At 39.3% G+C, this 19,653-nt stretch carries 20 protein-coding genes; 13 read left to right on the top strand and 7 right to left on the bottom strand.

All coding sequences use genetic code 11. The features are described from left to right. The first annotated feature begins 40 nt into the window (after positions 1-40). Genes AAFN64_RS01155 through umuD form a run of 5 tightly spaced genes read left to right on the top strand, consistent with a single transcriptional unit; the run spans position 41 to position 3,815 of the window. Positions 41-649, top strand: a complete 609-nt coding sequence (locus AAFN64_RS01155) for a hypothetical protein (protein WP_347759016.1) — start codon at positions 41-43, stop codon at positions 647-649. 22 nt (positions 650-671) lie between these two features. Next, complete coding sequence (locus tag AAFN64_RS01150) at positions 672-1,664, top strand: hypothetical protein (RefSeq protein ID WP_347759015.1); 993 nt, start codon at positions 672-674, stop codon at positions 1,662-1,664. Positions 1,665-1,680: 16 nt separating this feature from the next. Beyond that, complete coding sequence (locus tag AAFN64_RS01145; protein ID WP_347759014.1) at positions 1,681-2,073, top strand: hypothetical protein; 393 nt, start codon at positions 1,681-1,683, stop codon at positions 2,071-2,073. A gap of 45 nt (positions 2,074-2,118) precedes the next feature. After that, a complete protein-coding gene (locus AAFN64_RS01140) occupies positions 2,119-3,387 on the top strand; it encodes a Y-family DNA polymerase (protein ID WP_347759013.1) in 1,269 nt (422 codons plus the stop codon). Next, the gene (gene umuD, locus AAFN64_RS01135; protein WP_300487751.1) at positions 3,378-3,815 is read left to right on the top strand and encodes a translesion error-prone DNA polymerase V autoproteolytic subunit; all 438 of its coding nucleotides are present in this window, start codon (positions 3,378-3,380) and stop codon (positions 3,813-3,815) included. The genes AAFN64_RS01140 and umuD overlap by 10 nt, the downstream gene beginning before the upstream one ends. Here the strand turns inward: umuD and AAFN64_RS01130 are convergent. The 7 genes from AAFN64_RS01130 to AAFN64_RS01100 form a co-directional block, all read right to left on the bottom strand. Further along, the gene (locus AAFN64_RS01130; RefSeq protein ID WP_300487754.1) at positions 3,812-4,165 is read right to left on the bottom strand and encodes a hypothetical protein; all 354 of its coding nucleotides are present in this window, start codon (positions 4,163-4,165) and stop codon (positions 3,812-3,814) included. The genes umuD and AAFN64_RS01130 overlap by 4 nt on opposite strands. Before the next feature lie 147 nt (positions 4,166-4,312). After that, positions 4,313-5,326, bottom strand: coding sequence for an LLM class flavin-dependent oxidoreductase (locus tag AAFN64_RS01125; RefSeq protein WP_347759012.1), 1,014 nt, complete (start codon positions 5,324-5,326; stop codon positions 4,313-4,315). Positions 5,327-5,392: 66 nt separating this feature from the next. Continuing rightward, positions 5,393-7,090, bottom strand: coding sequence for a single-stranded-DNA-specific exonuclease RecJ (gene recJ, locus AAFN64_RS01120; protein ID WP_347759011.1), 1,698 nt, complete (start codon positions 7,088-7,090; stop codon positions 5,393-5,395). Between the two features lie 78 nt (positions 7,091-7,168). Further along, a complete protein-coding gene (locus tag AAFN64_RS01115) occupies positions 7,169-7,591 on the bottom strand; it encodes an OsmC family protein (RefSeq protein WP_300487762.1) in 423 nt (140 codons plus the stop codon). 10 nt (positions 7,592-7,601) lie between these two features. Continuing rightward, positions 7,602-9,533, bottom strand: a complete 1,932-nt coding sequence (locus AAFN64_RS01110) for an AAA family ATPase (protein ID WP_347759010.1) — start codon at positions 9,531-9,533, stop codon at positions 7,602-7,604. Between the two features lie 6 nt (positions 9,534-9,539). After that, positions 9,540-10,217 carry a 16S rRNA (cytidine(1402)-2'-O)-methyltransferase gene (rsmI, locus tag AAFN64_RS01105; protein WP_347759009.1) on the bottom strand — a complete coding sequence of 226 codons (678 nt, stop codon included), beginning with the start codon at positions 10,215-10,217 and terminating at the stop codon, positions 9,540-9,542. A gap of 72 nt (positions 10,218-10,289) precedes the next feature. Further along, entirely contained in the window at positions 10,290-11,312 is a 1,023-nt protein-coding gene (locus AAFN64_RS01100; RefSeq protein WP_347759008.1) for a hypothetical protein, read from the bottom strand. Between the two features lie 104 nt (positions 11,313-11,416). Here AAFN64_RS01100 and AAFN64_RS01095 point away from each other — a divergent pair, with 104 nt between their 5' ends. The 8 genes from AAFN64_RS01095 (at position 11,417) to AAFN64_RS01060 (ending at position 19,646) form a co-directional block, all read left to right on the top strand. Continuing rightward, positions 11,417-12,040, top strand: a complete 624-nt coding sequence (locus tag AAFN64_RS01095) for a thymidine kinase (RefSeq protein WP_300487770.1) — start codon at positions 11,417-11,419, stop codon at positions 12,038-12,040. An 87-nt stretch (positions 12,041-12,127) separates the two neighbouring features. Continuing rightward, entirely contained in the window at positions 12,128-12,367 is a 240-nt protein-coding gene (locus tag AAFN64_RS01090) for a DUF6364 family protein (RefSeq protein ID WP_347759007.1), read from the top strand. Between the two features lie 49 nt (positions 12,368-12,416). Continuing rightward, a complete protein-coding gene (locus AAFN64_RS01085; RefSeq protein WP_300487772.1) occupies positions 12,417-14,849 on the top strand; it encodes a bifunctional UDP-N-acetylmuramoyl-tripeptide:D-alanyl-D-alanine ligase/alanine racemase in 2,433 nt (810 codons plus the stop codon). An 83-nt stretch (positions 14,850-14,932) separates the two neighbouring features. After that, on the top strand, positions 14,933-15,310 hold the full coding sequence (gene mscL / locus AAFN64_RS01080; protein WP_300487773.1) for a large conductance mechanosensitive channel protein MscL: 378 nt from the start codon (positions 14,933-14,935) through the stop codon (positions 15,308-15,310). A 125-nt stretch (positions 15,311-15,435) separates the two neighbouring features. Beyond that, positions 15,436-16,425, top strand: a complete 990-nt coding sequence (locus AAFN64_RS01075) for an aspartate-semialdehyde dehydrogenase (RefSeq protein ID WP_300487775.1) — start codon at positions 15,436-15,438, stop codon at positions 16,423-16,425. A gap of 100 nt (positions 16,426-16,525) precedes the next feature. Beyond that, the gene (locus AAFN64_RS01070) at positions 16,526-16,873 is read left to right on the top strand and encodes a hypothetical protein (protein ID WP_300487778.1); all 348 of its coding nucleotides are present in this window, start codon (positions 16,526-16,528) and stop codon (positions 16,871-16,873) included. 72 nt (positions 16,874-16,945) lie between these two features. Beyond that, positions 16,946-19,333, top strand: a complete 2,388-nt coding sequence (locus tag AAFN64_RS01065; protein ID WP_347759006.1) for a TonB-dependent receptor — start codon at positions 16,946-16,948, stop codon at positions 19,331-19,333. Next, entirely contained in the window at positions 19,326-19,646 is a 321-nt protein-coding gene (locus AAFN64_RS01060) for a hypothetical protein (RefSeq protein WP_347759005.1), read from the top strand. The genes AAFN64_RS01065 and AAFN64_RS01060 overlap by 8 nt, the downstream gene beginning before the upstream one ends. Positions 19,647-19,653 lie beyond the last annotated feature (7 nt).

The raw sequence follows: 19,653 nt of genomic DNA, 5'->3' as shown, positions 1-19,653 counted from the left end.
GCTATCATTCAAATTATTTATATTATTAAAGTCCATAGCTATGAAAAAAATAATCTTGATAATGTCTTTGGTATCTATGGGATCTGCCTATAAAGTTCCCTTTCCTATTAAACCGGTTTCTTTTATAGAAACACATAAATCTGACACATCAAAAATAAGGTTTAATGGATTTTACAATACATTAGATACAGCAATAATCAATAGACAAAATGATATTTATTTTGGTAAAAGTAGTCATGAGCTATATTCTTCTCTTTACCTTGTTATATTCGGGCGCAATAAAAAAATCTATATAGATGGTGTTGAAACATTTGGAAATAAACCATTTACATGTGAATATTACAAACGAATTCGAGATTGGAATAAATTACATAAAGAAGAATATCTAGGTAATTATACCATTAAAAATGATTCTATTTATGCTCATGTTGAAGTAAGAACGGTAACTTCTGCTGGAAGAATTAAATCAATTTATTGTAATTACAGAGGCTATATAAAAAATAAGGATACCATCACCGATTGGAAAGTGATAGCGCCCTATCCAAAAGATTTTACAAAATTTGTAATTGAAAAAAATCAATGGCTATTTAAGTCAAAAACCCTATATTTTGTAAAAACGGATGCTGTAAAGTGCTTGCAGATGGATTGATGTTTGCATTAAAAATATAGCAATGGATCAAGGAAAAATGACAACTATAATACAAGCAGGTGACTTTGGCTTGCGGGTAGATGAAGATTATTTGGGTGATATAGGGGATCGATTTCGAACTGAGTCGTCCAAAAATAGGTTGACAGATTTTAGGACGACTCAATTACTTCCTATTTATTATCTATTAATTGCATATTTTTTATATTTAAAACTAATTTCAATCAATTTGATCCATCTTTTTAAAATGAAGACACGCTTCCAAAAAATTATCCTCCTATTTTTATTTTCAATTAGTTGTATTTCGGTAAAAGCACAGAACAAAAATGCTATCCAAATACAAATTCTAAACAAAGAAATTCCGGGTAAAGGCACTTTTCTTTTAGAAATCGAAATAAGCAACCCGTCCGATAAAACTTATGTATTCCCTCTCGATTCTAATTCACTTAACACATACGCACGGGAACCCGGAGAAAAAGAAATTTTAACAGATATCGGAACGGCGGAGCAAATTCTATTGGGTATACGCGTGAAAAACAGCCTAACCGGTGTTTATCCGGAAAATGGTGTAAGCATGCCCTCTTATATACCGACGCCACTGGAGGAACCGTTTCTCGTTAAACAATACGAAATGGAAGATTATAAGAATGCCGAAATAATAAAAATATACCGAAAGTTGGGCTTTAAGGAGAATAAGAATTGGATTCTTGACTTTAATTACTTAAAAGATAATCTGATGGAATTAAATCCCGGTGAGAAAAAAATACTGTATTTTGTTTTTAATCTAAATGAATTTACTGTGAAATCCAGACATCACCTTATTGAAGTTTTTGAAGGTCAGAGTGGCTTTTCCATTTATCAGGAGGACTACATATTTTTTATAGAACTACAATTAGAAAAGAATTTTTTGGCTCCTTTTTATAAAAAAATGCAGGAGGTCGGCTTTATTGAAAAAACGGCGATCCCCTATTCCGGAATTATTAGATCGAATGCCGTTCCCATAAAACCAACCTTCTAATTTTAAACCAAAGCAAATGGAAATGTTAGCGATCCTTCCTGATATTGACCCTAGTCAAACTTCGGAACTACAAGTAAGTTGCCTAAAAGAGTTGGACAAAATATTTATCAGATCCGACATAAAAGATATGACTACCGATCATTATTTTTATAAAGGACTAAGAGGAAAATATGCCGATAAAAAAGTGTATTCTATTCACTTCCGGTTTACATACAACAACTATTCTTTTTGTTTTGATCTAGCATATGATCAACTAGAATGCGTTATCTATCAGCAGGAAGCGATCGTATATGAGATTAATCTCGAAGATTTTTGGGAGGACACGATCTTCGTTCAAAAATTTATCACATATCTAAAGAAAGAGCTTATCCGCTTAAAAATAGTCTCTAACGAGAACCACAACTTTTAACGCCTCATTTTGTCTCCCTAACGACCAAAATCGTAATTTTACACCATGTATGCTTTGGTCGATTGTAACAACTTTTACGCCTCCTGCGAGCGGGTATTTCAACCGCAATACGTGGGTAAACCCGTCGTGATTTTATCCAACAATGACGGTTGCATTATCTCGCGCAGTGAAGAAGCCAAAGCGCTCGGTATTCCGATGGGTGCTCCGGAATTCCAGGTACGGGACCAGTTAAAGCAACTCGGTATTAAAGTGTTTTCGTCCAATTATCCGTTATACGGCGACCTTAGCGGCCGCGTGATGAATATCCTCCGACAATTCACACCTCATGTCGAAGAATACAGTATCGACGAGGCTTTTTTGAATTTCGACGGTATGGCAATAGCCGATTACCACGATTACGGAATCCAGATCAAAAAACGAGTGCAAAAGTGGCTGAGTATTCCGATATGCGTCGGCATGGCACCAACCAAAGCACTGTCCAAAGTAGCCAATAAAATTGCTAAAAAATTTCAGGAACGAACCGGTGGTGTCTACATAATCGACAACGAGGAAAAACGCCTTAAAGCCCTAAAGTGGACCAAAATTGAGGATGTTTGGGGTATCGGTTATCGTTTGATCAAAAAAGTAAAAGCACAGCGAATCCTCACGGCCTACGATTTTACACTACCCGAACACGAAGCCTGGATCCGACGGGAAATGGGGGTTGTTGGTCTTCGATTGCGTAGTGAACTACTGGGAAATCCGGTACTCGAACTCGAAACACAACAGGATTCGAAAAAAAGTATCGCCATTACCCGTAGTTTCGAAAAAAAACTGTCCGATTATCGGGAAATACGCGAACGGATTGCCACTTTTGCTTCCATTTGTGCCGAAAAACTACGCAAACAGAAATCCTGTTGTTATAGCGTGGTGGTGCTTTTGGTAAAAGATAAACATCAGACCCATACAAAACGCTACTATTTCAGTCAGATGGAAAACCTGCCGTTTGCCAGCAATTCGAATATTACAATTACCAACAAAGCCATCGACGTACTCGAAAAGTTATACGAACCCAATGCGGTCTATCTGAAAGCCGGTGTAATCGTAACCCAATTGATGCCGCAGGATCAAAAGCAATTGCATTTGTTTGAAGAGGAAAATCCGAAACATCAGAAATTAATGGAGGTAATGGACAACTATCATCGAAAAACGGGCGATCGAAAAATCCGATTGGGAAACCAGGATTTGCAACGAACCTGGAAAATGAAACAACAGCATCTGTCACCAAACTATACAACCGACATTAAAGACATACTGGAAATACAATGCCACTAGACAAAACTCCCCTGAAATTTTTTATTCCCGAAGGCGATTCTTCAATGGAACTGCCTTTTATTGCCGATGGTATCAAAGCAGGATTTCCCTCACCTGCCGCCGATTTCGACGGTACTAAAATCAGTCTGGATAAAGTGGTCGTTAAAAATCAGGAAGCTACTTTTTATGCCCGGGCCAAAGGAAACTCAATGACGGGTGCCGGTATCGACGATGGCGATATTCTGGTAATCGACCGTAGTCTGGAACCGAAAAATAATAAAATCGCCGTTTGTTATATCGATGGAGAATTTACCGTAAAACGGATTAAAATCGAAAAGGATTGTATCTACCTCATCCCGGAAAATACCGATTATAATCCGATAAAAGTAACGGAAGATAATGATTTGATCATCTGGGGAATTGTGACTTATGTATTGAAAAGTGTTTAGTTTTTACACAATTCATCCAGATAGCTATTGAGATCTAACTGGAAAAGTGTTCCTTCTACCAGGTCTTTGATCTGGTATACTTCTTTTCGCGTCACCGCAAGATCCAGGGCTTCAAAAGGCGTTTTTAATAAAAACTTATGGCAACGACCACGCATTTCACAGTCCGAACAACAGCTACTCTCACACGATAAATCGATCAGTTCCGAAAATTCCTGTATCTGTTCCCGGGTTAGGTAAAATCCGGTTTCCTTAAAGACCAACTGTACTTTATGACGTAATGTCTGCTGGTCTTTAATCCAGTAAAATGCTACTCCGAAATCATTATGATAAAGTTGTTCTATCTGTTGCATCACCTTTAATTTTAAACAAATATAAAAAATTATTTATATTCATTCTAAATAAACTTATTTTATTTTTCAGGATAGCCAACCCTTATACCGGGGACCTACCAATATAAGGGCATTCCAAAAAACCATTTTTATTAAGGCTATCCGTAATTATTTCTGGAAGACGTCTGCCAATATTTCAAACGATCGCAAGTTGGCTTTCTGATCAAAAATCTGTGAAATGGCCATGATCTCGTCGACTTTTGTAGCCTGTATAAATGCTGCAAAATGTTCCTGTAAAGTAGTCTTGTTTCCCGCAAATGTAAAAGCCGTCATTTGCATCACCGCTTCCATAACATCGGCTGTCCAAACATCGTCCATATCGTCCACCGGAGGCATTAACGGGCGACGTGTATTGGTAATGATTCCGGTAAAGGCCTGATAAAGTGAAGTAGCTAAATAGTTGGCTTCATCATCATTATCCGCGGCAACCACATTTACACAAGCCAGAATATAGGGCTCCGACAAATAATCGGAGGGTATAAAATAGTGTCGGTATAGTTCGATGGCACGGTAAAACTGCGCCGGTGCAAAATGAGCCGCAAAAGCATAAGGCAGTCCTAATTTGCCCGCCAGAATAGCGCTTTCCATACTCGACCCTAAAATCCATAACGGGATATCGATGCCTTCGCCTGGAAAAGCCCTAACGTTTGCCGTACTGTTTTCGGCACTTAAATAGCGTTGTAGTTCCTGTATATGCGCTTCAAAATCATAATTCAGGTCGTAATTATTTTTGCGTAAGGCCATCGCAGTCGCACCATCGGTTCCGGGTGCGCGTCCCAATCCAAGGTCGATACGTCCGGGATATAAAGTGCTAAGCGTTCCAAATTGCTCCGCTACGGCAAGTGGTGAATGGTTGGGCAACATAATTCCTCCGGAACCAATGCGTAGGGTTTGCGTATGTTCGGCAATATTACCAATCAGAACAGAAGTAGCCGAACTCGCCACATGTTGCATATTGTGATGCTCGGATAACCAAAAACGCGAATAGCCTAAAGCTTCCACTTTTTGAGCCAGTTCCCGGCATTTTCGGAAGGTGTCGGAATAGGTGTCTCCCTGGGAAACTACCGCTAAATCCAGTATAGAATAGTGAACTCCGTGTAACGGATTTTCAGTTGAAATCATTTCTTGTTTTTTATAAAAACTAAAAGTAGAGAAATACTTTCTTCGGAAAACCCAACAAATTGTTAATTAAGATACTTTAATATCCCGTAAGCGAAGTTGTACACTTACAGTGCCATTCCATTCGTTTTCATCGATTGAAAAAACCGCATCGAAGTGTTTTCGATTGTGTGTAAGTCCGATTTTTTTGGCCAGACCAAAACCAATCGCCGCATATCCTTGTTCATCGGATTGTTGTTTAACAAACAATCGCAAATGTTCTTCATCCTGACCAATTGCTTTACCATAACCGGTATCGGTCAGATTGCGGGTGATAAAAACCGGTGTCATATTTTCAGGGCCAAACGGTTCAAACTGTTTTAGGATACGGATGAGTTTATCGTCAATATCCGAAAAATCGATTTCGGCATCGATACTGATTTCCGGTACCAGTAAATCAGGCGTAATGGTATTGGCTACGACTTTTTCAAATTGTTGTTTAAACGATTCCAAATCGCTTTCTTTTAGCGTCAATCCGGCCGCATACATATGCCCTCCGAATTGTTCCAGATAATCGGAACAGGCTTCCAAGGCATTATAAACATCGAAATCTTTAACCGATCGCGCCGAAGCTGCCAGTTTATCGCCACTTTTGGTAAAAACCAGCGTCGGACGATAATACACTTCCGTCAGTCGGGAAGCTACAATTCCGATAACGCCTTTATGCCAGTCTTCCTGATAAACAACTGTTGTAAATCGTTCCTGTTCGCCATTGGTTTCAATCTGTTTTAAGGCTTCTTTGGTGATCTGTTTGTCCAGATCTTTTCGGTCGGCATTAAAGGTTTCGATCTGACCGGCAAATTCTTCCGCCTGTTTCAGATCAAATTCGGTCAATAAGGCTACGGCATGGTTTCCGTGTTTGATTCTTCCGGCCGCATTAATACGCGGTGCGATAATAAAAACCACATCGGTGATCGTTAATTCCTGCTTTTTGACATTTTTAATCAGTGCTTTGATTCCAGGACGCGGATTCTTATTGATTACTTCCAATCCGAATTTGGCCAAAACCCGGTTTTCTCCGGTAATCGGAACAATATCCGCTGCTATCGCCGTCGCTACCAAATCCAGATAGGGAATCAGATCCAGTAAACGCTGTCCGCGCTTGGCCGACAAGGCTTGTATTAGTTTAAAACCAACACCGCATCCGCATAATTCCTTATACGGATAGTTACAATCCTGTCGTTTCGGATCCAGTACGGCAATGGCTTCCGGCAATTCATCTCCCGGACGATGGTGATCACAGATAATAAAATCGATGCCTTTTTGGGTGGCATATTCGACCTTATCAATCGATTTGATTCCACAATCCAGTGCGATGATCAATGTGAATCCGTTGTCTTCTGCAAAATCAATTCCCATAAACGAAACCCCATACCCTTCGGCATACCGGTCGGGAATATAGGTGGCTACATTCGGATAATAGCTTCTAAGGTAGGAACTCATTAGTGCCACCGCCGTAGTACCGTCGACATCATAATCGCCAAATACCAAAATGTTTTCTCCGGCTGCTATGGCGGTTTCGATACGTGCCACGGCTTTATCCATATCCTGCATCAGGTACGGATCGTGTAAATGTTCGAATGCCGGACGGAAAAAGGCTCTCGCTTCCTCAAAGGTTTCCACACCGCGTTGCACCAATAAAGAAGCAATTAATGGCGTCACGCCCAATTCGGCAGCCAGTTGCTTTGTTTTATGGGGATTCGGATTGGGTTTGAGAGTCCAGCGCATAGTGGTATTTTGTATGGTTTATAAATCTATCTGTGAGTTACACCTGACAGGTTTTGAAAACCTGTCAGGTGTTAGATTTTATAGGGAGTGATAATGTATTTTAATTTCAACTTTGGCAAACTGACGGAACATTTCCATCACGCCACAGTATTTTTCAACAGAAAGGTTGACCGCTTTTTCCAGTTTTTTCGGTTCCAGATTATTGCCGTAAAAATGGTAATCTACCCGAACGGTATGGTAGGTTTTTGGGTGTTCTTCCGTTAATTCCCCTTCCGTTTCGATCGTAAAATCGGCCACTTCCAATTTCATTTTTTCGATAAGTGACGCCACATCCAATCCGGTACAACCGGCCAATGCCGACAACATCAATGCTTTTGGACGCAGTCCTTTTCCTTCTCCTCCATTTTCCGGTCCGGCATCAATCGTCATTAAATCACCACTGGGATTTGTCGATTCAAATTGCATTTTCCCCAACCATTTGGTACGTACCTGATGTGTCATATCGCTAAATTTACTTTTGTTTTATAAATTGATATAGTCCTAATACTATCTCTTTTAAAATTTCATTTTCCTCAACAAAATCATTGAATGTAAAATCATTTCTATTCGTTACAAAATCACACAACTTGATTTTATACTCATTCTTTAATGTTCCTGATGGCGCTTTAAACTTATAAATATCTTTTTCTAGAAATCCGTTATTAATTAACAACTCATAAAAAAATTCCCCTAATCTTTCCTTCTTATAATTGGCTTTTTCAAACTCAATCGTTCCAACCTTTTCAGAATCCTTTTTTACTAAGGTTTTTAAAAAGTCTTTCAATATAAAAACAGGCAATAGATTTTCTATTTCTACCACTTGTGTGTTTTGATACTTAAAATGATCTGCTTGTAATTTTTCTAACTTATCCCTTCTACTTGCTTTCGCAGATCCATCCTTTACATTATCATTATCAGCCATCAAATAAATTTTATTTGACAACGCAAAAGACTTTATTTTTTCTCTTACCTCGCCATCAGAATAGTCTTCTTCAAATTTATCATCAAATAAGTAATGCTCAATTAGATTACCTCCATATTCAAAAAAGGCATAATCAATATCTTCTTTTAAATAAGAAAGTTTCTCTTCTTCACAATACATTTTTAAATACCTAGACATATACCTCCTATCTGTTGGTCCTTCAATCCAAATAGAGGTATTGGCTAAAAAAACTGAAGAAGTATTAACACCCAATAAATTTAGAGTGTCTTTATTCGGTTTAATATTATTCTTTATAAAAAATTTTCCTGGTTCAAGTTTTTCAAATTGAAAAATAGCAATCTCATCATGCTCTATTGATAAATCTAAAAAATGATTCGAGTGAGTTGTAAAAAAATATCGCAAACTTTTACTTTTTAAATACTCATCATTCAATAATGCCTCAATAAAAACTCTTTGCAATCCCGGATGCAAATTCATTTCTGGTTCTTCTATAAAAACCCAAGTATTTTTTTTAGCTGTAAAAATTGGGAACAACAACAATATCAACATTTGTATACCATCTCCAAGATCATATATTGGAAATTCTTCATTATCAACAGAAAACAATATGGCTTTTTCATTACCCATTGTAGATGTTATTTCAACTTCTTTATTTTCAAAGAAATTTTTAGCTAAAAATTTCTCAAATTCCCTTACCTCACTTCTAATATCTTTTTTTGATGCTTTCTTTTCCCTTATAGAATCATGCAAATTTAGTCCAGTAAAAGCGCCACTATTAATAGCATAATTCACTTTTAAAATTGCTTCAAAAGTATCATCACGCAAATTGTCATTTTTTGTTAAACTTCTTAAAATGGGAATGTAAAATTTATCCGTTGTTTGTAATAGCTCTGTTGTTTTAATTATATTCTCAATTTTCATCAACAAATTACAGCCATCAAGAACATTTTGAGTAATTCTCCATTCATCCAGATCAAACTGATATTTTAAGCGATAAAGTTCATCCTGCAACTTTCTTATATTGTCAAAATCCTCTTTATAATTTTCATATATATCTTTATAATTTTCATTTTCCCAAATGAGTATTAACTTTCTCACGAAAGATTCTATCTGTTCCCAATAAGAGAGATTAGGTTTATATCCCCTCTTTTCTAATTCGTCAAGGATATCATTAAGATTCTTCTGAAAGTTTTTTTCATAAAATAATTTTATATAATTTATCAATACTTCTTTATCTTTTCGGAGAAGAATATTCCTGTTATCTACTTTTAATAAACCTCTTAGAAATCTACTTTTTCCGGAATTGTTTGTCCCTACAAAAAAATTGATTTTTTTAAATTCCCCTAAAGACGTTTTTACATCAAATAGAATCCCATTATCAGGGTATTCAAAATAGAACTGTGCTATTTCAGAAGAGAACTCTTTTACCTCTCTAATTTTTTGATTAAAATTAATGTACATAAAATATTATTTTAGAGATCTCCCGCCTACAATCACTACAATTTCCCCTTTTGGTGGTTTGGCTTCAAAGTGTTGTAAAACTTCTTCGGCGGTTCCGCGTACGGTTTCTTCGTGTAATTTGGACAATTCCCGCGATACTGAAACCGGTCGGTCGGCTCCGAAATACTGTACAAACTCGGCTAATGTTTTCACCAGTTTATGTGGCGAAACATATAAAATCATCGTACGGGTTTCTTCCGCTAATGCAAGATAACGCGTCTGACGGCCTTTTTTATCCGGCAAAAAGCCTTCGAATATAAATTTGTCATTTGGCAATCCGCTATTGACCAAAGCCGGTACAAAAGCCGTAGCTCCGGGTAAACATTCCACTTCGATTTTGTTTTCCACACAAGCACGAGTCAGTAAAAATCCGGGATCGGAAATGGCCGGTGTTCCCGCATCCGAAATCAACGCGATCGTTTCTCCGGATTGTAATCTTCGGATTATATAGTCTACCGTCTTGTGTTCGTTATGCATATGATGACTTTGCATCGGTGTGGCGATCTCGAAATGTTTAAGCAGTTTTCCGCTGTTACGGGTATCTTCCGCCAAAATCAAATCGACTTCCTTTAAAATACGGATCGCCCGGAAAGTCATGTCTTCCAGATTTCCGATTGGCGTTGGGACCAAATATAATTTAGACATAGCGTAAAATTTAAACACCAATCGGCACAAACCGCAGTTTATACCGATTGGTGTAATGAATTGGTATCGTGATTATGAAAAACGTTTCTCAACGATCTCCATAAAGCGTGTTTCGTATTCTTCTTTTCCTTCCCAGTTATTGTAGTCCGGTTTTACCAGATCTTCAATAAAATTATGGGCGTCCTGATAATTGTCAAAACTGTTTAATTGCGACAATACGCGATTCAAGTCTTCTCCGCTTCCACCAAAAAGATTTTTTTCAAAAGCGATACGGTCGTTTAATCCCAACGAGATCGATTTCCCCATAGCATCGGTTTTACGACTATAGGCATCTTTTTCCGCATCAATCGACATTGATTGTGTCTCCACCTTGGGCTCAAATACCGGTTCGAAAGTGATGTCGGCTACTTTTTCTACCTCAGCCGGTACATCTTCTACTTTTACAAATTCCGGTTCTTTATAGGTGTGTTGCCCTAACAAATCCTCCAATGTGATTTGTTGCGCCTCTTTTTTCGGTTCTTCTTTTACCGGTTCAAAAACAGGTTCCTCCGCTACTTTCGGGAAAGCAGCTTTTTCTTCTTCGATCAGTGGTTCCTCTTCATCCAGATCACTTTCGTCAATGTCAATCTGACCTACGACTACTTTTTCCGCTTCTGCTTCTGCAACAACGGGCTCTTCTTCCACTTCTTCCTCCTCTTTTTCCGGTTGCGCCACAACTTCTTCAACAGCTGTATTCTCTTCTTCCGAAACCGAAGCTTCTGTAATTACGGCTTCCAGCGTCTCTTCCGGCGTAGTAATCGTTTCCACCTCCGGTTCATTTTCGGTTACAACCGGTTCTTCTTTTTTCGGCTCTTCAACTACGGTTACGACTTCCGGTTCCTTATTTTCAAAAGTTTCCTCCAGTTTTTCTTCCAGTTCCGGCAGACCGATCGTTGGCTTCGCTTCTTCAAAATTTTCTTCGTAAAAACGCAATACGGATAAGATTTCATACAACTTTTGCGTTTCCTGGTGTAACTGAATTACTTCCGATTTGTTTTTTAATTTCAAAATGCGATGCGCGATACTGATCAACTCGGCCTCTAACTTTTTCTTCATAACTTTTGCTTTTATATGGAGTAAAACGATGGTTATTTTAATAAATTTGTTTCCATTACAAAAGTAACAGAAAAAAACGCTGTTTACAGCTTGAAAAGTACAAAATGTTTCTCGAAAATACGGTAAATCATAAAGAACAATTTGGGTGGATTGAAGTCATATGTGGCTCTATGTTTTCCGGTAAGACGGAAGAATTGATACGCCGTTTAAAAAGGGCTCAGTTCGCCAAACAGCGCGTCGAAATTTTTAAACCGGCCATCGATACCCGTTACCACGATGAGATGGTAGTTTCGCACGATTCGAATGAGATTCGTTCGACACCCGTTCCTGCTGCGGCGAATATCCGTATTCTGGCCGATGGCTGTGATGTGGTTGGTATTGATGAAGCACAGTTTTTTGACGATGAAATTGTAGCGGTTTGCAACGACCTGGCCAATGCCGGCGTGCGCGTAATCGTTGCCGGTCTGGACATGGATTTTAAAGGCAATCCCTTTGGTCCGATGCCTGCACTAATGGCTACCGCCGAATATGTTACCAAAGTACACGCCGTATGTACCCGTACCGGAAATCTGGCCAATTACAGCTTCCGAAAAGCACAAAACGACAACCTTGTCTTGCTTGGTGAAACCGAAGAATACGAACCATTGAGCCGTGCTGCCTATTTTACGGCCATGAAAGAAATGCAGGAAAAGGAGCGAAATTCCAAAAACAAAAAAAACAACGAATAGTCCCATTCCGCTTCGTGTTATAAAAACGCTAATATTGACGATTGTACGGATAATTTCCCTAATTTTATACGTAGTAAACCCGAAGCCATGGATCGTAAACTGACGCTTAAACTTGACAAAGAGGTTATCGAAAAAGCCAAAGAGTATGCTTCCCGGAACAAAAAAAGCTTGTCCCGGATCATAGAGTCCTATCTGCAATCGTTAACATCGAATAATCCCCGGGATAATTCCGAAGAAATCAAAATATCACCCTTTGTAAAAGAGCTGTCACAGCCAACTGCTTTACCGGAAGATTTCGATTATAAAAAAGAACTAAGATTCCTGTAATGAATGCAGCCGAATTTCTGGTTTCAATTAATAAAAAATAAAGTACACCTTGAGTTTTACTATCAAAAACATAATCCCTGTCATTGCTGCCAAATGGTATGGGAATGACGAAAACTGCCCTATCGACAACGTTTCTATCGACAGTCGTTCGTTACAAAACGGTTCCGGAACGTTGTTTTTTGCTTTGGTGGGTCATAACCACAATGGTCATGATTATATCGAAAACCTGATCGAAAAAGGCGTTTCCAATTTTGTAGTCCATCATATCCCGGAAAAGCTTAGCGGAAAGGCCAATTTTCTGGTCGTAACCGATACCCTGCAAAGTTTACAACAGTTTGCCGCTTATTACCGGAAGTTATTCAAGATCCCAGTGATTGGTATAACCGGCAGTAATGGCAAAACGATTGTCAAAGAATGGCTTAACTTTTTACTAAGCCCAGAATATACCATCATCCGTAGTCCGAAAAGTTACAACTCACAAGTGGGCGTACCGTTATCCGTTATCGGGATTAACGAAAAACACAATCTGGGTATTTTCGAAGCCGGGATTTCCACTACCGGCGAAATGGAAAAACTGGAACCGATAATCAAACCAACAATCGGCATTCTAACCAATATCGGAACCGCACACGACGAAGGTTTTATCGATCGCCGTCAGAAAATAACCGAAAAAATCAAACTTTTCCAAAACGCAGACGTACTGATTTACCAGAAAAATGACGTTATCGATTCATTATTAGATATAAATCGTAAAACGTTTTCCTGGAGTTTTGACGATCCCAAAGCCGACGTTGTCATTCAAAAACAAGGCAATTCACTTGACATCACACATCAGGAACAGCACTTTTCGGTGACAGTCCCATTTCAGGATGCCGCTTCGGTGGAAAACACCATCCACTGTTTGATGACTTTATTATATCTGGGCTATACCGAATCGGTTATACAGGAACGCATTCCGAATCTGTATCCGGTGGAAATGCGTTTACAGGTTAAAAACGGAATTCACAATTGTACCATTATCGACGACAGTTACAGCTCCGATTACCAATCGTTAAAAATCGCGTTGGACTTTCTCGAACAACATAAAACACATCAAAAGAAAACGGTCATTCTTTCGGATATTTTCCAAAGTGGTTTCCCGGTGGACGAACTGTATTCTAAAGTAGCCCATTTGTTAACCCGAAATAAAATTGAACGGGTAATCGGTATTGGCGAAACCATTAGCCGTTATTTATCCGATTTTAAAGGTTTTATTCCATTTAAAAACACTTCCGATTTTCTGAATCAGTACAATCCGGCAGCTTTCGAAAACGAAACGATTTTGGTGAAAGGCGCACGGAATTTTCACTTTGAAGAAATCGTAACCCTTCTAGAGGAAAAAACGCACGAAACCGTATTGGAAATCAACCTAAATGCGATTAGTCATAACCTTAACTTCTACAAATCGAAACTAAAACCGGGCACTAAAGTAATGGTCATGGTAAAGGCTTTCGGATACGGAAGCGGTAGTTTTGAAATTGCCAAATTACTCGCCCATCACAAAGTGGATTATCTGGGCGTAGCTTTTGCCGATGAAGGGATTGCATTGCGCAACGCCGGCATCGACATGCCTATTATCGTAATGAATCCGGAAAACAGTGCTTTTTCGGCTATGGTTGCCTATAATCTCGAACCGGAAATCTATTCGCCCGAAGTATTGAAGCGTTTTATTACACTGGCACAACAAAAAAACCTGTCGAATTATCCGATTCATATCAAATTGGATACCGGTATGCACCGACTGGGATTTGAAGCCGGAAACCTAAACGAACTGATTCAACTGTTACAACACAATAATTTTGTTTCGGTAAAAAGTATTTTCTCGCACCTTTCGGCTAGTGACGGACCGGAGTTTAATGATTTCACCTTACATCAGATTCACACTTTTGATCAGTGGTCACAACAAATTATAACCGCGTTGCAAATCCAACCGATACGTCATATCCTAAACACCTCTGGGATCTACAATTTCCCAGAATATCAATTTGATATGGTACGCCTTGGCATTGGTTTATACGGCGTAGGGAACGACGAAAACGAGATGAAACAGTTGGAAAACGTTGGCACCCTAAAAACCGTGATTCTACAAATCAAAGACGTACCAACCGGTGACAGTGTGGGCTATAGTCGGAAATTTATGGCAACACATCAAACCCGAACGGCAACCATTCCGATCGGATATGCCGACGGTATTCCGCGAAGTTGGGGCAATCAGAAAGGTTATGTGATGATCAAAAACCAGAAAGCACCTATTATCGGCAATATCTGTATGGACATGTTAATGGTGGACATTACCGATATTAACTGTAAAGAAGGCGATAGTGTGATCCTCTTTGGCGAACAACCACGGGTAACCGAAATCGCCAAAACGATTGGCACCATACCCTACGAAATCCTGACCAGCATTTCCCAACGGGTAAAACGCATTTTCTATAAAGAATAAAAAATACTACTAAAATTGTTAAAATTTTAATCGGTTTTAGTACTTTAGTGTTACGTAAATTTTTAACTAAAATAGTATAAGGTATGGGAATGTTATCAGAATTTAAGGAATTTGCCATGAAAGGCAACGTTGTAGATCTTGCAATCGGGGTTATCATTGGCGGTGCTTTCGGTAAAATTGTCAGTTCGTTTATCGATGATGTGATTACACCTTTATTGTTAAAACCAGCACTGGAAGCGGCTAATTTGTCCAAAATCGAAGAGCTTACCATTTTTGGTGGCGTCAAGTACGGTATGTTTTTATCGGCCGTTATCAATTTTGTGATCGTAGCCTTTGTGTTATTTTTATTGATCAAAGGAATTAATTCCGCGAAGAAAAAAGAAGCACCAGCTCCTGCTGCTCCGGCCGGACCAACTCAGGAAGAATTATTGGCTGAAATCCGCGATTTATTGAAAAAATAATCGTCCTCTATAGTCTAAATGAAACCGTTCCTAATCCGAACGGTTTTTTTATTTATTGTTTTTTTAACAGCTTTATTATTTACATTTGTTCTACTAAAAATTAACTATATAACACCTCTATTAAAATGAAAGTAGCCGTTGTAGGAGCCACCGGAATGGTAGGCGAAGTAATGTTACAATTACTGGCAGAAAGAAACTTCCCCGTAACCGAATTAATTCCTGTCGCTTCCGAAAAGTCGGTCGGAAAACAAATCGAATTTAAAGGGAAATCATATGCGGTAGTAGGATTACAAACAGCGGTTGATCTGAAACCTGAAATTGCCATTTTTTCTGCCGGCGGACAAACATCGTTAGACTGGGCTCCAAAATTTGCAGAAGTGGGCACAACCGTTATCGACAATTCATCCGCATGGCGCATGGATCCTACGAAAAAACTGGTGGTTCCGGAGATTAACGCTTCAACATTAACCAAAGAAGATAAAATTATTGCCAATCCAAACTGTTCGACAATTCAAATGGTAATGGTATTGGCACCGTTACACCAGAAATACGGTATCAAACGCGTGGTGGTTTCGACTTACCAATCGATTACCGGAACAGGTGTTAAAGCGGTAAAACAACTGGAAAACGAGTATGCCGGAATTCAGGGCGAAATGGCCTATCCGTATCCGATTCACCGCAATGCTATTCCGCAATGTGATGTTTTTGAGGAAAACGGTTATACCAAAGAAGAAATGAAACTGGTTCGCGAAACACAAAAAATCATGAACGATAAAACGATTGCCGTTACGGCTACTGCTATCCGTATTCCGGTAGTGGGCGGTCATAGCGAATCGGTAAACATCCAATTTGCAAATGATTTTGACGTAACTGAGGTTCGCACTATTTTACATCATACACCTGGTGTTGTGGTTCAGGACAATATCGATACCAAAACCTATCCGATGCCCATTTATGCGCATGGTAAAGACGATGTATTTGTAGGGCGTATCCGTCGTGACGAAAGTCAGCCGAATACCTTAAACATGTGGATTGTGGCCGATAACCTTCGAAAAGGAGCCGCAACCAACACGATTCAAATCGCTGAATACCTGGTGGCAAACAACTTAGTATAAACCCTGTTTTATCACAATACTAACCGTTTTATTTTGGCAAAGCTTAAATTTTGTTAAAATAAAACGGTTTTCTTTTTTTCGTTTTCTATATTTGCAGGGAATGAAAAAGAAACTGGCGATATTTAACCTTTCTCTAATTCTGGCGGTATTGTTTGCAATACTGTTCCAGTCGGTTCATTCATTCGAACATTTGGCAGAGGAATTTACACACGAACACTGCCATCATAAATACGATATATCCAAAACAGAATTCACGCATGCCCATCATGATTTCGATCATTGTTTTGCCTGCGAATTTACATTTAGCAGTTACCTGCCAACCGAATTCTTTTCGTTTACCTTTACCAATACCTCCAAAACCCTAACGCAACACATAGCGAAAACAGAAAAACCGATTGTTTTTTCCGGTTCGTTCTTTTCGTTACGGGCTCCCCCTGTATTCGCATAATTATACCAGTAGTTCCGCTTCATAATCCGTTTGGTTTTATGGGCTATCGTATATTATCTGAATCAGGAAAAAATGCAACAAAAATCTTTTCTTGTTCTCTGCTTGCTATGGGCTGCAATTTCCGGTTTTTCCCAGAATAAAATTTCAGGGACCATTACCAATGCAAAAAAACAGCCTTTAAACGGAGCGCATATTCATATCGCAGACAAAAGTACTGCGACCAATCCCGTTGGCGTATTTGAAATTAAAAATATTCCGTCCGGTAAAAAACGTCTTATTATATCCTATGTAGGATACACTACTATCGACACCCTGCTTACGGTTGAAGATGATATTTCCATTTCATTTCGAATGAAACAGGATCTTAATGCCTTAAAAGAAGTCGTTATCAACAAAGCCGGGCAACCGCAAAGTGTAAAAAATTCCGAAAAGGTCAATCAGAACTACATTCAGGAATCCTATGCCGGATCACTGGCCAAATCGTTGGAAAAACTTCCCGGTGTGAATGCAATGGAAATCGGAGCCGGAACCTCCAAACCGATTATCCGCGGCTTGGGTTTTAACCGGATTGCCGTAACCGAAAACGGTGTCAAACAGGAAGGCCAACAATGGGGTGCCGATCACGGATTGGAGATTGACGCTTTTAATGCCGAAAACGTTGAAGTCATTAAAGGCGTAGGCGCGATCGAATACGGAAGTGATGCCATGGGTGGCGTGATCAGTATTAACAACGATGCCGTTCCGGCCAAAAACAGCTTTTCCGGTCAGGCATTAGCCATCGCTAAATCGGTTAACAATACTATTGGAACTTCCGTAGGAATCAAATACCGGAAGGATCATTTCTTTTACAAACTAAAAGGAACGGTATTGGATTTTGGGGATTATAAAGTTCCAACGGATGAAATTCTGTATCTCAACACTCATATTCCGGTATACAATCAGCGGTTAAAAAACACAGCCGGCCGGGAAACGGATTTCTTCGGACAAATCGGTTATGTGAGCGAAAAATTCAAATCCACGATAAGCATCAGTAATGTCTATTTTAAATCGGGATTCTTTCCGGGTGCACATGGTATTCCGTCGATTGCCGCCGTTCAGGACGATGGCGACGATCGCAATATCGGGTTGCCGTATCAACGGGTGAATCATTTTAAGATTATCAATAACAACCAGTGGAATTTCGAAAATGCACAGTTAAATGCTTCGGTTAGTTTTCAGAACAACCACCGCCAGGAATGGAGTAAATTCCATACGCATTACAGCAATCAGCAACCACCGGAAGTAAATCCGGATCTGGAATTGGATTTTAATCTTAGTACGCTGGATGCCCAGTTAAAATACAAATACATCTGGTCGACCGCACATCAAACTACGGTAGGCCTACAGAATCAGTACCAAAGCAATACGATTGACGGTTATAGTTTTCTGCTTCCGAAGTTTACACGAAACGCTATCGGTGCTTATATGATCCATGATTATACCGCTTCGGACAAACTAAAACTCAATGCCGGTATCCGATTTGACTGGGCAAGAGTCGCTATTGACAGTTTTTTTGATCAAACACTATACGACTACCTGACCGGAAATGGCCAAAGTCAGACCGTTGCGAACTTCTATGCGCAAAGAAGTCAGGATATCGACAAAAATTTCTCGAGTTTTAATGCGTCCGTAGGAATGGGTTACACCATAAATACCAATTGGAATCTGACGGCGACATTGGGTAGCAATTTCCGTTTTCCAACCGCTATCGAGTTAAGTGCCAACGGAATTCATCACGGTGCTTTCCGACATGAAATGGGCGATGCTACGCTAAAACCCGAACAAGGAATTTCATTCGATACCAAACTGAGTTACGCCCGAAACAGTTTTAAAATGGCTTTTAGTCCGTATCTGTATTATTTCAGCAATTATATTTTCCTAAAACCGTCCGGGCAATTTTCGATTTTACCGCACGGCGGACAGATTTATCAATATTCGCAATCGGAAGCGCTTTTATCCGGATTTGAAATCAGTATCGAAAAACATTTCTTCGACCGGATTACAGCCGAAGTCGTACTGGAATACCTTTACAACCGTCAGATTACCTCCGATGCTTCCAAAGATTATCCGTTGCCGTTTACGCCACCGGCGAATGGTTATTGGGAAATCGGTTATCAGTTTAAACCGTTAAAAGCCTTTACCAATACTGTTTTATCCGTGAACGGCCGAACCGCTTTGGAACAAAACCGAATTGCCCAAAACGAACTCATCACACCGGGTTATTCGATTTTTGGCGGCGCACTGAAAAGCGACATCAAACTAGGCAATTTTCTGGCCAATGTCCAGCTATCGGTAAACAATGCATTTAACACCAAATATTTTAATCACAACAGTTATTACAGGGCGTTGGAAATCCCGGAAATGGGACGTAACATTCAGTTATTAATCCGTATCCCTTTTGGAAAAGCAACACATGAATAAATACAAGCAACATATTGTTATACTGCTGTGTCTGATTTTTGCTTTTCCGCAAATCAATAATGCGGTTCACTATTTCTGGACGGAACACACGTTTCATTATACCGCTGAGAAAAAGATTGTCTTTGGCGAAAAGCACAATACCCATAATTGTGAACTGCATATTTTTAAAGTACCGGCAATTACGGCGATTAGCTTTTTTAGTTTTACGCCTTTTATTCCGGTATTTTCTATTGAAAAGCCATTTCGACTTATTAAAAAATACGGATCACAAACCTTATTTTCCTGTTTTTTAAGAGGGCCGCCTGCGTTTTGATTTTATC

It is taken from the genome of Flavobacterium sp. CAU 1735, from assembly GCF_039888695.1.
In the GTDB taxonomy this organism is placed as follows: domain Bacteria; phylum Bacteroidota; class Bacteroidia; order Flavobacteriales; family Flavobacteriaceae; genus Flavobacterium.
The sequence above is the reverse complement of the archived record's forward strand: the minus strand, read 5'-3'. Positions and strand labels throughout refer to the sequence as shown.